9 protein-coding genes are annotated in these 12793 nt (G+C 63.3%); 5 read left to right on the top strand and 4 right to left on the bottom strand.

Annotation, left to right across the window (positions count from 1 at the left end):
* The first annotated feature begins 92 nt into the window (after positions 1 to 92).
* The 4 genes from I6L48_RS04925 (at position 93) to I6L48_RS04910 (ending at position 7411) form a co-directional block, all read left to right on the top strand.
* Positions 93 to 1454, top strand: coding sequence for a GntP family permease (locus I6L48_RS04925; protein WP_225159645.1), 1362 nt, complete (start codon positions 93 to 95; stop codon positions 1452 to 1454).
* 152 nt (positions 1455 to 1606) lie between these two features.
* A complete protein-coding gene (pssA, locus tag I6L48_RS04920; protein WP_041212167.1) occupies positions 1607 to 2956 on the top strand; it encodes a CDP-diacylglycerol--serine O-phosphatidyltransferase in 1350 nt (449 codons plus the stop codon).
* Between the two features lie 176 nt (positions 2957 to 3132).
* Positions 3133 to 5202 (top strand): ATP-dependent DNA helicase RecG, encoded by a 2070-nt coding sequence (recG, locus tag I6L48_RS04915; RefSeq protein WP_048209245.1) that lies wholly within the window; start codon positions 3133 to 3135, stop codon positions 5200 to 5202.
* 142 nt (positions 5203 to 5344) lie between these two features.
* Positions 5345 to 7411 carry an AsmA-like C-terminal region-containing protein gene (locus tag I6L48_RS04910; RefSeq protein WP_216987832.1) on the top strand — a complete coding sequence of 689 codons (2067 nt, stop codon included), beginning with the start codon at positions 5345 to 5347 and terminating at the stop codon, positions 7409 to 7411.
* Positions 7412 to 7457: 46 nt separating this feature from the next.
* Here the strand turns inward: I6L48_RS04910 and I6L48_RS04905 are convergent, their stop codons facing one another.
* Positions 7458 to 8366 carry a bifunctional GNAT family N-acetyltransferase/hotdog fold thioesterase gene (locus tag I6L48_RS04905; RefSeq protein ID WP_010672532.1) on the bottom strand — a complete coding sequence of 303 codons (909 nt, stop codon included), beginning with the start codon at positions 8364 to 8366 and terminating at the stop codon, positions 7458 to 7460.
* A 173-nt stretch (positions 8367 to 8539) separates the two neighbouring features.
* On the opposite strand from I6L48_RS04905, the gene I6L48_RS04900 reads away from it, so the two are divergent.
* A complete protein-coding gene (locus I6L48_RS04900) occupies positions 8540 to 9220 on the top strand; it encodes a methyltransferase domain-containing protein (protein ID WP_113070604.1) in 681 nt (226 codons plus the stop codon).
* A gap of 66 nt (positions 9221 to 9286) precedes the next feature.
* Here the strand turns inward: I6L48_RS04900 and dtd are convergent, their stop codons facing one another.
* The 3 genes from dtd to typA all read right to left on the bottom strand — a co-directional run bounded on the left by dtd (position 9287) and on the right by typA (position 12712).
* Positions 9287 to 9724 carry a D-aminoacyl-tRNA deacylase gene (gene dtd, locus I6L48_RS04895; RefSeq protein WP_010672529.1) on the bottom strand — a complete coding sequence of 146 codons (438 nt, stop codon included), beginning with the start codon at positions 9722 to 9724 and terminating at the stop codon, positions 9287 to 9289.
* 126 nt (positions 9725 to 9850) lie between these two features.
* Positions 9851 to 10723, bottom strand: coding sequence for a virulence factor BrkB family protein (locus I6L48_RS04890; RefSeq protein WP_039039511.1), 873 nt, complete (start codon positions 10721 to 10723; stop codon positions 9851 to 9853).
* A 177-nt stretch (positions 10724 to 10900) separates the two neighbouring features.
* Positions 10901 to 12712 carry a translational GTPase TypA gene (gene typA, locus I6L48_RS04885; RefSeq protein WP_039039512.1) on the bottom strand — a complete coding sequence of 604 codons (1812 nt, stop codon included), beginning with the start codon at positions 12710 to 12712 and terminating at the stop codon, positions 10901 to 10903.
* Positions 12713 to 12793: the final 81 nt, after the last annotated feature.

The raw sequence follows: 12793 nt of genomic DNA, 5'->3' as shown, positions 1-12793 counted from the left end.
GTTACCGGTAACGTTTCGCAATGTGAAGTGCAGCACAGAAATGTGCAGAACAACAACTAGAACCATTTGAGGACAACTTTATGGACGGAGCAATGAACACACCCGATGTCACCTATCTGCTCTCGGTAGCGGGCGGAGCCATTGTCATGTTGCTGGTGCTGATCATGCGATTCAAGGTACATGCCTTCGTGGCATTGACCCTGGTCAGCATGCTGACGGCCCTGGCCACCGGGGTCACCTATGACCAGGTGATCCCCACCATGCTGACCGGTTTCGGCGGCACCCTGGCCTCGGTCGCGCTGCTGGTCGGCCTCGGCGCCATGATAGGCAGGATCCTGGAGATGACGGGGGGCGCCAAGGTACTGGCCGATACCCTGATCAACCGCTTCGGCTCCCACCGCGCCCCCTTCGCGCTGGGTGTGGCCTCCCTGCTGTTCGGCTTCCCGATCTTCTTTGACGCCGGCCTCATCGTCATGCTGCCCATCATCTTCAGCGTGGCGAAGCAGTTCGGCGGCTCCGTCCTCAAGTATGCCCTGCCCTCCGCCGGTGCCTTCGCGGTGATGCACGCCTTCCTGCCGCCCCACCCGGGTCCGGTGGCCGCCAGCGAGCTGCTGGGTGCCAACATCGGTCTGCTCACCGTCGTGGGCCTGCTGGTCGCGCTGCCCACCTGGTATCTGGGTGCCTACCTGTTCGGGCTCTGGTCCGGCAAGAAGTTTGAGCTGCCCCTGCCCCCGAGCTTCACCGCCAGTGCCGAGCAGATCTCCGACAAGGCGCCGAGCTTCGGCCAGGTGATCTCCATTCTGCTGCTGCCGCTGGTGCTCATCTTCATGGATACCGGCCTCAATACCCTGGGCGTCATGGGCGTCATCGACAAGGGTGCGGACTGGGTCAACGTGCTGCGCATGGTCGGCAAGACCCCGGTCGCCCTGCTCATCACCGTGCTGTACGCCCTCTGGATGTTCCGCCAGAGCCAGGGCAAGGTGCAGCTCGAGAAGTTCTGCAACGACGCCCTGGCCCCGGTCTGCGCCGTCATCCTGGTCACCGGTGCCGGCGGCATGTTCGGCGGCGTATTGCGGGCGAGCGGCATCGGCACCGCGCTGGCCGACGTGCTCTCCGATACCGGCATGCCGGTGATCCTCGCAGCCTTCCTGGTGTCCGCCGCGCTGCGGGTGGCCCAGGGTTCCGCCACCGTGGCCCTGACCACCACCGCCGCCCTGATGGCGCCGACCGTGGCCGCCACCACCGGCCTGAGCGAGCTGGACCTGACCTTCATCGTCATCGCCATCGCCGGGGGCGCCACCGTGCTCTCCCACTTCAATGACTCCGGCTTCTGGCTGGTCAGCCGCTTCCTCAACATGGACGAGAAGACCACCCTCAAGACCTGGACCGTGATGGAGACCCTGCTCGGCACCATCGCCTTCCTCATCGTGGCCACGGCCAGCGCCATCCTCTGACGGAAACACATCGGGGCCGCATCCGTCGGCCCCGATGTGATATTGCACCGACTTTTTACGGATTCTTGCTTGGGCCCATCGCCACAGATTGCTAGAATTGCCTATTCTTCGCCCCGAGTGGAACGCTTCATCCCGTGATTTCAGGCTTCTCTATGCATTCATCGGCACATTATCGACAGTTGCTGACCCGCTTACCCCAGATCGCGGTCGCCGCGGATCAGTTCCAGATACTCAGCAGCGCCAAAGACTTCAAGAGCCGGATCCTGTCGCTCATCGCCCATGCGACCCAGCGCATCTATCTGATCGCGCTCTATCTGCAGGATGACGAGGCGGGACGGGAGATCCTCTCCGCCCTCTATGCCGCCAAGCAGCGCAATCCCTCTCTCGACATCAAGGTGTTCGTCGACTTCCACCGCGCCCAGCGCGGCCTGATCGGCAAGGGCAAGCAGGGGGGCAACCACCTGATGTACCAGGCCATGGCCGCCAGCCACCAACACCAGATCGAGATCTACGGCGTGCCGGTCAAGGGCCGCGAGCTGCTCGGGGTGCTGCACCTCAAGGGCTTCATCTTCGACGACACCCTGCTTTACTCCGGCGCCAGCCTCAACGACATCTACCTGCACCAGCAGGAGCGCTACCGCTTCGATCGCTATCACCAGATCCACAGCCCGGCACTGACCCGCAGCATGGTCAACTACGTGGATGACGTCTTCCTCGGCAGCGAGGCCGTCCAGCGACTGGATCGCACCGGCATCCCCGGCGCCAAGCAGCTCAAGGGACCGATCCGCCGCTTCAAGCAGCGCCTGCGCCTCTGCCAGTACCGCTTCGAGAGCATCCAGCCCAACGATCGGGAGATCGCCGTGACCCCCATGGTGGGTCTGGGCAAGCGGGGCAACCAGCTCAACCGGATGATCCGCAACCTGGTGCGGGCCACCGAGCGGGAGATCTTCATCTGCACCCCCTACTTCAACCCCCCCAAGGAGTTGAACAAGGACGTGGAGGCACTGCTCAAACGCGGCTGCAAGGTGACCATCGTCGTGGGCGACAAGACCGCCAACGACTTCTTCATCCCCCCGGAGGAGAAGTTCTCCACCATCGGCGGTCTGCCCTATCTCTACGAGACCAACCTGCGCAAGTTTGCCGAGCGCAACCAGCACCACATCGACAACGGCCGGCTCAACCTCATGCTCTGGTGCTGCGAGAAGAACTCCTATCACCTCAAGGGGATCTTCGTGGATGAGGAGTGGGCCCTGCTCACCGGCAACAACCTCAATCCCCGAGCCTGGGCGCTGGATCTGGAGAACGGCCTGCTGGTACACGACCAGCACCATCACCTGCGCGAGCAGTTCAGTGCGGAGCGGGAGAACATCCTGGCCCACACCCGCCGCATCAGTCACTTCGACCAGATAGAGCAGATCAAGGATTACCCGGATCAGGTGCGCAAGCTGCTGGCCCGGATCCACAGGGTCAAGGCTCACCTCCTGCTCAAGCGCATCATCTGACCGCCAGGGCGCCCCGTCAGTGAAAAGGCCTGCCGTTTCCGGCAGGCCTTTTTCATGGATGACCCTCCCCCCGCTCCCTTGCCCACCAGCCCGGAACGGCACAACGCGGCTTGCATCGAGGCCGCAACAACCCCTATCATCTGGACATATTTACAGTGTTTTCGGGCATCTAATTGATGAAATTGGATAAAATCTCCCTCGACAGCCTCAAGGGTGTCGGCAGCAAGATGCTGGAGAAACTCGAGCGGCTGGGGCTGGCCACGGTACAGGATCTGCTGTTCCACCTCCCCCTGCGCTACGAGGACCGCACCCAGGTGTGGCCCATCGGCGATCTGCCGCCCGGCCTGCACGGTGCCGTCGAGGGCGAGATCCAGGACACCCAGCTGGTGATGGGGCGCCGCCGCATGCTGGTGTGCCGTATCAGCGACGGCACCGGCAGCCTGACCCTGCGCTTCTTCAATTTCACCGCTGCCCAGAAAAACAGCCTGGCCCAGGGCCGCCTTATCCGCTGCTTCGGCGAGACCCGTCCCGGCAAGTACGGCCTGGAGATGGCCCACCCCGAGTACAAGCTGCTCGGCGAAGAGCAGGCCGGCCAGACCGAAGAGGCCCTCACCCCCGTCTACCCCACCACAGAGGGGCTGCGCCAGCTCACCCTGCGCAGCCTCACGGATCAGGCCCTGGCCCAGCTCGACCTCTACGGGGTCGAGGAGCTGCTGCCTGCCGGCCTCTATCCCCAGCAGATCGATCTGGCCGCCGCCCTGAAGCTGCTGCACCGCCCGCCTCCCTCGGTGGCGCTGGCCCTGCTCGAGAGCGGCCAGCACCCGGCACAGCAGCGGCTCGTACTGGAAGAGCTGCTGGCCCACAACCTCTCGGTCTTGAAGGTGCGGGCCCAGGCACAGACCCAGCTGGCCCGTGCCCTCAAGCCCGCTCCCGAGCTGGTCCGGCAGCTGCTCGGCGCCCTGCCGTTCACCCCCACCGGCGCCCAGAGCCGGGTGGTGGCGGAGATCGGCCGGGATCTGCAACAGAGCCACCCCATGATGCGGCTGGTGCAGGGGGACGTGGGCTCAGGTAAAACGCTGGTCGCGGCACTGGCCGCCCTGCAGGCCATCGGCAACGGCTGCCAGGTGGGGCTGATGGCCCCGACCGAGCTGCTGGCCGAGCAGCACGCCATCAACTTCGCCAGGTGGCTGGAGCCGCTCGGCATCAAGGTGGGCTGGCTGGCGGGCAAGCAGAAGGGCAAGGCACGGGAAGAGGCGCTGGCCGCCATCGCGGACGGCAGCGTCAAGATGGTGGTGGGCACCCACGCCATCTTCCAGGAGCAGGTGGTATTCCAGCGCCTCGCCCTGGTCATCATCGATGAACAGCACAGGTTCGGGGTGCATCAGCGCCTTGCCCTGCGGGAAAAAGGGGAGCGGGAAGGAGTGCATCCCCACCAGCTCATCATGACCGCCACCCCCATCCCCCGCACCCTGGCGATGACCGCCTATGCGGACCTCGACACCTCCATCATCGACGAACTGCCGCCGGGCCGCACTCCCATTACCACGGTCGCCCTGCCGGACAGTCGCCGCCAGGATGTGATCGAGCGGGTGAGGCTCGCCTGCGAGGAGGGCAAGCAGGCCTACTGGGTCTGCACCCTGATCGAGGAGTCGGAGGTGCTGGAGTGCCAGGCCGCCGAAGACACTGCCGCCGAGCTGCAAACCCTGCTGCCCGGCCTGCACATCGGCCTGGTACACGGTCGGATGCGCCCCGTCGAGAAACAACGGGTGATGGAGGAGTTCAAGGCGGGCATACTGCAACTGCTGGTCGCCACCACCGTCATCGAGGTGGGGGTGGATGTGCCCAATGCCAGCCTGATGATCATCGAAAACCCGGAGCGACTGGGGCTGGCCCAGTTGCACCAGCTGCGCGGCCGGGTCGGGCGGGGGTCGGTGGCCTCTCACTGCGTGCTGCTCTATCATGCCCCCTTGTCCAAGACCGCCCAGAGCCGCCTCGGGGTACTGCGGGAGACCAATGACGGCTTTCTCATCGCCCAGCGAGATCTGGAACTGCGCGGCCCAGGCGAGCTGCTCGGTACCCGCCAGACCGGTCTGGCCGATCTCAAGATCGCCGATCTGGTGCGCGACCAGCCGCTCATCCCTCAGGTGCAGAAGATGGCGCGCTTCCTGATGGACAAACACCCGGCTCATGTCGAGCCCCTGATCCGCCGCTGGCTGGGCCTGCGGGACCACTACTCCAATGCTTGACCAGGGCAGATGCAGAAGAGGGTCACCTTGCCTGATGGATAAACACACGAGCCATGTCGAACCCTTGATACGATGCTGGCTCGGTCTACGGGATCACTACTCGAATGCCTGACCAAGCAACAGAAACAGGAGGAAAGCACTGATGAATTCCTGGCTGCGCGGCCTGCTCTACACCTTTGCCTTCCTGCTGCTCTTTGTCTGGGTCGGTCTCGGCCTGTTCGATGCCGAGCGCGCCAAAGGCCCCATCGCCAACTGGCTCAGCCAGCAGACCGGGGTGCCCGTCACCATAGGCCGACTGGTGTTCAATCCGCTGCACCCCTACACACTGCTGGCGGAACAGGTGCGCTATGGGGATGCGGTACAGCTGGAAAAACTCTATCTGGAGATCGAGCACATCGACTGGTTGAACCGGGATGTGCGCATCGCCCACCTGGACCTCATCCGTCCCGTCATCAAGCTGCCGCTCCCCAACCAGTTGCCAAGCCTGCCGGTTCACTCCCTCACCATCAGCGACAGCACCATCGACAACCTGAGCCTGCAGAGCGAGGCCCTGACCCTGCGCGGCCTCAGTGCGTCCCTGAGTGACTGGGAACTGATCGACCCGAGACGCCAGCCCCAGGCCAACCTCACCCTGGGCATCAACCAGCTGGAGACCCCCATGTTCACCCTGGCCCGTCTCAGCCTCAAGGGGCGGCTGGAGGGGCAGGTGCTCAGCACCGACAGACTGAGCACCAACCTGTTCGACGGCCTGCTCGAGACCGGTATGGTGCTGAACTGGCCAGAGCGCAGCCTGCAACTGCACGATCTCAAGGCCCGCGCCATGCGCCTCGAGCTTGGTGACATTCCCCCTGGCGAGTTCCCCCTGCGCCGCATCACCCTGGACAGGGGTCAGCTTGCCCAGATGAGCATCAATGCCATCGATCAGGAGCTCTCCTTCAACAACTTCAACGGCCAGCTCACCGCCTTCGACTGGCAGGCGGGCAGCCAGCCCAGCGGCTATCTGGCGGGCACCCTGGGCGACATGGGCCGCGGCTTGTTCCAGCTTGAGGCCGTCGAGGGCAAGCTCGCCTTCTCCCCCCGGCAGCTGGATGCCGAGCTGCGAGGCAAGGCATACGAAGGGGAGTTCAACGTCGAGCTGGCTCTCGACACCCAGCAGCAGAAGCTCACCCTGAAGGATCTGGCCCTGAGCGGCATGGACATCAGTTTGCCCCAGGGGTGGTGGCAGGATTGGCAGGGCTGGCGCCCGCAACAGATCGACATCCGCAAACTGGCCTTCGACAAGCTCAAGGTGCTCTCTTTCGACGACACCCTGCCCCTCTCCCTGACCGGCTGGCAACTCTACCTGAACGATCTCGCCCTGCGGGGCAACCAGCCAGGCCCCCTGCTGGGACGTGCCCGCATCGAGAGCAAGTGGTTCGAGCTGGTGTGGGACGGTCTCAGTGCCCGCAACGGCACCCTGGATGGCGAGCTGACCCCCAGCTCCTGGCAGCTCAACACCCTCGCCACCTCCCTGCCCGACGAGGGCTCCCTCAACCTGAGCGGCCAGTGGGGCAGGACGCCCGGGCAGGAGAGCCGCCTGCAGTTGCAGGGCAAGCAGCTGGCTCTGGAGCAGTGGGGCAAGTTGCTGCACTCCCCCGTCTCTTTCGCGGGCAAGGTGGATCTGGCGGCAGATCTGCAGGCCGACCTCAACGGGCAGCCCGGCGAGCAGACGGCCAACTGGCGCCGGACCCTTCAGGGCAGCCTGAGCCTGGAGAGCAAGGATCCCTTCTGGGACAAGGTCAGCATCGACCCCCTGCTGGATGACTGGTTCAGGGAGCAGACCCCCCCCGATCTGACACCGCAGACGCTGTGGCAGGCGATGCAGCGCGGAGACACCCCCTTCTATCAGATCAGGCTGGATGCCAGGGCGGAGCAGGGCAAGGTACGGATCGAGCAAGGTGGCGCCTCCACCATCACCCACCTGCTGGCGCTGCAAGGGGGTGTCGACCTGGCCGCAGACCAGTGGCAGCTCGACCTCGGGGTCCTGAACAAGGGACGCTGCGCCGAGCTGCTCGCCCGCTGGCGCGGCCCCCTCAATGCGCCCGACCTGGGCTGGAGTTTCCCCACTGGACAGGACGCCTGTGGCTGGGAGGCAGGTGTGCGCTACCCCGCCCAGGGACGAAGCGGCCCGCTCTGGCGCCCCCGGCCCCCGGCCCCTGCCGCCCAATAACGAACAAGGCCTCGCGAAGAGGCCTTGTTGCTGTGAACATCAGGGATCAGCGTGCGCCGCGCTTGATGGGCAGCACCACGTACTGACCGACAAACTCCACCGCCAGCTTGCGGCCACTGAACAACTGCACCCGCAGGCTGAATTTGGCGGACTCTCCGCCCCTCAGCGGCTCGAGCACGGCGGGCATGCCCTCCCGGGCCACCCGCGCCTCCGGCTCTTCGCTCACCGGCCGGTAATACTTGATGTTGCCCTCGGCCAGCACGGTATCGCCTCCCAGCCCTGCCTCCTTGAGCTGCAACCAGATAAGACCCCAGCCCGCCAGCACGCACTGGCTGTAGATGCTGCCGGCGAACATGGTGTCGTGGACGTTGAGATTGGCCGCCAGGTTGGCCTTGAGGTGGAAGGTCTGGCCATCGTAGTGGGTGATGTGCACCCCCATCTTCTCACTGATGGGAATACCCCGCGACCAGCGGGTGGTGAGATCCTGGCACCACTCTGGACGGTACTGGATGGTCTGCATGGGACTCAGGGACTTGATCATCTGGCGGTGAGGGATGCGGCCGAAGGAGACGGGGCCTTCCCCTACCTCGAGGAAGCCGCAGCGGCGATAGAACTCCACCGCCTCCTGGCGGGCGTTCATCACCAGCCGTTTCACCTTCTCGTCGCGGGCAAGCTGCTCGAGATCTTCCACCATGCGGGCGCCCAGCCCCTGGCCGCGAAATTCGGGTCGCAGCGCCATAAAGCGGATCTGGGCTTCATCGCCGCCCACAAAGAGGCGACCCACGGCGATGGGCGTTCCGTCGGGTGAGAGCATCAGCCGGTGAATGGCAACGGTATCGTACTCGTCACGCTCGGAGCCAAGGGGCAGATTGAAGGGTTTGCGCAGTAGTTCCCAGCGCAACTGATAGTAAGCATCCAGCTCCGCTGGTGTTTCTGGGGTGACTACCCGGTACATAAAGCGATCCTTGAGTGTGCGCCGACTGGCAGATGGAAGGACTGACGCAACCATTTCTCCCGGCGCAGCCTGTAGTAGGTATCCAGCTCGGCTGCCGTTTGGGGGATGACCACCCGGTACATAACAACATCCTTGAGTTACACTGGTCGAAAGCCATCTTGCCGTGCAAATTCATGGACTTCAATCTGCAAGCGTACCAAGCCGATCACTTATTGCACCTCAGTGCCAAACCCGAACGCCGCGTTTCGGTGCTTGAAAATGCCCGTCATCGCTGGCTGGAAATGGACGGCGTGGTGCAATCCGCCATGAGCCTCCACCAGCCGGCCCGCCTCTGTCTGCCTCATCAACGGAGCATCGCGGAGCAGTTGCCAAAGCAGGCAAGCCGGATCCTGGAGCTGGGGTTGGGCGGAGGGGATCTCACCCGTCACCTGGCGGCACGCTGGCCCGATGCCCACCACGACTGCGTGGATCTGGATGCCGAGATCCTCACCCTGTTCCAGCAGTTCTTCCTCCCCTCGTCAGGGGGCTCGCCTCGGCTGCATCACGCCGATGCGCTGCACTTCCTGCACCAGAGCCAGGAGATCTACGATCTGGTGCTGCTGGATTTGTTCAGCCAGGACGGCAACCCCCTTCTGCTGTTCCAGGCTCCGCTCTATCAGGCACTGGCCAGCCGCCTGAGCGGAACCCTCATCATCAATCTGCTGCCCCGCACCCGGCTCGAACAGGCACAGGCTCTGCGACTGGCAGAGGAGTGGATAGGCCCGACCCACGTCCACGACGTGCCCGGCTACCGCAACGTCATCCTGCACGCGACCCGTCAGCATGGCCAGGGCGGGCGAGCACCGGCAGGGTGAAGAATCTGCGAAGTGTGCAGGCATCGCGTCCTGCCCCTCCGGTGAGGCCTGCCCTGCCTGCCACCCTTATACCTGCAGCCAGAAGGTGACGGGGCCGTCGTTGAGCAGCCTGACCTTCATGTCGGCGGCGAAGCGGCCGGTTTCGGTCGGCACGCCGCTCTCCCTGGCGCGAGCCACGAAGTACTCATAGAGTCGCTCGGCATCTGCGGGATGGGCGCCACCGGAGAAGCTGGGTCTCATCCCCTTGCCGGTATCCGCCGCCAGGGTGAACTGGGAGACCACCAGCAGGCTGCCGCTCACCTGGCTCACGTTGAGGTTCATCTTGCCGTTCTCGTCAGAGAAGATGCGATAGCCGCTCACCTTGTGCAGCAGCTTGTCCGCCTTGGCCTCGTCATCCCCCTGCTCCACCCCGAGCAGCACCAGCAACCCCTGGCCGATGGCCCCGGTCACCTCTCCCTCTACCGTTACGCTGGCCTCGCTGACCCGCTGAATCAGTGCAATCACATCCCTCTCCTCTCAAAACAGCACGACCGCCCATCCTGCGGGATGAGCGGTCGTCGATGCTACCAATAAATGCCCTGCCCGGGCCAACCCCTTTGTGTCGGGATCCGGTGTGATGGCCGGCCGGCGTCAGGCCAGTTCCTCTGCACCGGGCTTCTCGTACTCCCCGAGGCAGGCGGTAGTCTCGGCCCCCAGCAACACCACCAGCCAGCTCAGATACACCCAGACGAACAGGATGGGAATGGTCGCCAGGGCGCCATAGATGGCCTGGTAGGAGGGGAAGTTGGTGATGTAGATGGCAAAGCCGCGCTTGGCCAGTTCGAACAGGGTGGCCGCCACCAGGGCACCGATGAAGGCGTGGGTCAGCCGCACGCGGCAGTTGGGCACCACGGTATAGATCAGCAGGAAGGTGAGCACGGAGAAGAGGAACGGCAGGCTGCGCAGCAGCAGATAGCCGATACCGAACAGGCTGTCAGCCGCGAACAACCTGAGCGAGAGAATGTAGGAGGAGATGGCGATGCTGGCCCCGATGAGCACGGGGCCCAGGGTCAGGATCATCCAGTACATGGCGAATGCCTGGGCCAAGGGCCGGCTTCGGGTGGATCGCCAGATGTAGTTGAGGTTCTTGTCGATGGCCGAGATGAGCATCAGGGCCACCACGATCAGGGCACCGATACCGACGGCCGTGGTGTTGGTGGCGTTGGCCACGAAGCCGTCGATGTACTCCTTGAGCATCTCGCCGGCGGTGGGGACGAAGTTGTGATAGACGAACTGCTCCATCGCCTGCTTCAGGCTCTGGAACACCGGAAAGGCCGACATCATACCGAACACCACGGCGATCATGGGCACCAGGGAGAGCAGGGTGACATAGGCCAGGTAACCGGCGGTCACCGTCAATCTGTCCTGCTGGAAGCGGCCCCAGACAAACTGGGCGAAGTGGGCACCATCGTGGCGCAAGAAGGAGAGTGCATGGGCCAGACGGCCGCGGATCTGCTGCTGCATCTTGTTTCTCGTAAGCGTGATCATGCAGACATTGTGTCAGATAGGGTGGTCATTTGGCCACCCGCAGACCGGCCGGATGCGCCTCCATCGAGCTCAGGCCCCATGCGCCCTCATGTCGAGCCCATAAAAAAAGAGGCCTTAAGGCCTCTCTTTGGTCTGTCGATGAACAGCTATCGATCAAGCACGACCGGCGCGCTTGCGATCCAGTTCGGTCAGCAGCTTTTTACGGATACGGATGGCTTTCGGGGTGATCTCCACCAGCTCATCGTTGTCGATGAACTCCAGAGCTTGCTCCAGGGTCATGCGGATCGGCGGAGTCAGCACCTGGGCTTCGTCGGTACCGGAGGCACGCATGTTGGTCAGCTGCTTGCCTTTCAGGCAGTTGACGGTCAGGTCGTTGGAGCGGGAGTGGATCCCGATCACCTGGCCTTCGTACACTTCGGTCGCGTGACCGATGAACAGACGACCACGATCTTGCAGACCGAACAGGGCGAAGGTCAGGGCCTTGCCGGTGGCGTTGGAGATCAGCACACCGTTCTGACGCTCACCGATGCTGCCACCCTTGTGCGGACCGTAGTGGTCGAAGGTGTGGTACAGCAGACCGGTACCAGAGGTCATGGTCAGGAACTCGGTCTGGAAGCCGATCAGACCACGGCTCGGGATGATGAAGTCCAGACGGACGCGACCCTTGCCATCCGGGGTCATGTTGGTCATCTCGCCTTTACGCAGGCCGAGCTGCTCCATCACGGAACCCTGATGCGCTTCTTCCACGTCCACAGTAACGGTTTCGAACGGTTCTTGCAGTTCGCCATCCACGGTACGCAGGATAACTTCCGGACGGGATACCGCCAGTTCGTAACCTTCGCGGCGCATGTTTTCGATCAGGATGGAGAGGTGCAGTTCACCACGGCCGGAGACGCGGAACTTGTCCGGATCTTCGGTCTCTTCCACGCGCAGGGCCACGTTGTGGACCAGCTCCTGGTTCAGACGCTCCAGAATGTTGCGGGAGGTGACGAACTTGCCTTCTTTACCGGCGAACGGCGAGGTGTTGACCTGGAAGGTCATGTTCACGGTCGGCTCGTCAACGGAGAGCGGCGGCAGGGCTTCGACGGCACTGTTGTCACAGATGGTGTCGGAGATCTTCAGCTCGCCCAGACCGGTGATGGCGATGATGTCGCCCGCTTGCGCGTCGGTCACTTCGGTACGGGACAGGCCCAGGTAGCCCAGCACCTGACCGACCTTGCCGGTACGCGGTTTGCCGTTGGCACCGACGATGGTGACCTGCTGGTTGGTCTTGACGCGACCACGAGTGATGCGGCCGATACCGATGACGCCCACGTAGGAGTTGTAGTCCAGCTGGGAGATCTGCATCTGGAAGGCACCGTCAACGTCGCCCTTCGGGGCTTCCACGTTGTCGACGATGGCCTGGAACAGGGGTTCCATGTTCTCGGACGGGACGTCCTGATCCAGGGTGGCCCAACCGTTCAGTGCAGAGGCGTAAACAACCTTGAAGTCCAGTTGCTCATCGGTGGCACCCAGGTTGTCGAACAGATCGAAGACCTGATCCATTACCCAGTCAGGACGAGCACCCGGACGGTCGATCTTGTTGATGACCACGATGGGCTTCAGACCCTGGGCGAACGCCTTCTGGGTCACGAAACGGGTCTGCGGCATCGGGCCGTCAACGGCGTCGACCAGCAGCAGCACGGAGTCAACCATGGAGAGTACGCGCTCAACTTCACCACCGAAGTCGGCGTGACCCGGGGTATCCACGATGTTGATGCGATAGTCGTTCCAGCGGATCGCAGTGTTCTTGGCGAGAATGGTGATGCCACGTTCCCGTTCCAGATCATTGGAGTCCATGATCCGTTCCTGACCTTCGCTGGTGCGATCCAGAGTGCCGGATTGCTGCAGCAGCTTATCAACCAGAGTCGTTTTGCCGTGGTCAACGTGCGCAATAATCGCAATATTGCGTAAATTCTCTAACATTCTCGCCTCAAATCACCGGGTAAAATTGGGCGCTAATTGTACTCTCGCCTTTGTGATCTGCCTAGCAGAATTGCAACACAT

Origin of the sequence: Aeromonas sp. FDAARGOS 1418 (assembly GCF_019048585.1) — a bacterium.
Classification (GTDB): domain Bacteria; phylum Pseudomonadota; class Gammaproteobacteria; order Enterobacterales; family Aeromonadaceae; genus Aeromonas; species Aeromonas caviae.
This window is presented reverse-complemented; position numbering and strand designations above follow the sequence as displayed.

Excerpts from the sequence above, each read along its gene's own strand:
- I6L48_RS04925 (WP_225159645.1), top strand. The coding sequence starts at position 93 with ATGAACACACCCGATGTCACCTATCTGCTCTCGGTAGCGGGCGGAGCC.
- pssA (WP_041212167.1), top strand. The coding sequence starts at position 1,607 with ATGCATTCATCGGCACATTATCGACAGTTGCTGACCCGCTTACCCCAG.
- recG (WP_048209245.1), top strand. The coding sequence starts at position 3,133 with ATGAAATTGGATAAAATCTCCCTCGACAGCCTCAAGGGTGTCGGCAGC.
- I6L48_RS04910 (WP_216987832.1), top strand. The coding sequence starts at position 5,345 with ATGAATTCCTGGCTGCGCGGCCTGCTCTACACCTTTGCCTTCCTGCTG.
- I6L48_RS04905 (WP_010672532.1), bottom strand. The coding sequence starts at position 8,366 with ATGTACCGGGTAGTCACCCCAGAAACACCAGCGGAGCTGGATGCTTAC.
- I6L48_RS04900 (WP_113070604.1), top strand. The coding sequence starts at position 8,540 with ATGGACTTCAATCTGCAAGCGTACCAAGCCGATCACTTATTGCACCTC.
- I6L48_RS04890 (WP_039039511.1), bottom strand. The coding sequence starts at position 10,723 with ATGCAGCAGCAGATCCGCGGCCGTCTGGCCCATGCACTCTCCTTCTTG.
- typA (WP_039039512.1), bottom strand. The coding sequence starts at position 12,712 with ATGTTAGAGAATTTACGCAATATTGCGATTATTGCGCACGTTGACCAC.